At 35.9% G+C, this 532-nt stretch carries 1 protein-coding gene; it reads left to right on the forward strand.

The genetic code is table 11. From position 1 onward, the window contains the following. The coding region (locus tag AB840_RS15715) for a MucBP domain-containing protein (RefSeq protein WP_048515740.1) at window positions 1-532 on the forward strand (532 nt) is incomplete at both ends.

Consider the following 532-nt stretch of genomic DNA (forward strand, 5'->3'; position numbering starts at 1 on the left):
GTCGCATCGACATATACGGATAGCACTAAGACAGCAAACGCAGCGAAATTAACGACACAACCTAACGGTACCTTCCAAGATTTCGTCATTGATTATAATGGTGATACAAAAGTGATGACAGTCACGTATGCTGGTCAAACATGGACAAGAAATATTTCAGATTGGATTAAAGCAAGTAATAATACCAATTTCTCTTTATCTATGACTGCTTCTACAGGTGGTGCACGAAATTTACAACAAGTTCAAATTGACTCATTTACCTATACAGAATCTGCTACAGCACAAGTGCACTATGTTGATGCTAATACTGGTAAAGAAATCATTCCACCTAAAACATTGGCTGGAGATGTTGATAATACAGTTAACATTGACGATCAACAAAGTACAATCACACCTAAAGGCTATCAATTAGTCAATGTAGATAGTACATATGCACCGACATACAATGCTACAAATAAAACTGTTAAGTTAACTAATGCTGGTCAAGCTATCACCATCTTCTATAAAGATGTTAAAGCGCCAACAATTAATA

The sequence above is a fragment of the Megasphaera cerevisiae DSM 20462 genome, assembly GCF_001045675.1.
GTDB classification, from domain to species: domain Bacteria; phylum Bacillota; class Negativicutes; order Veillonellales; family Megasphaeraceae; genus Megasphaera; species Megasphaera cerevisiae.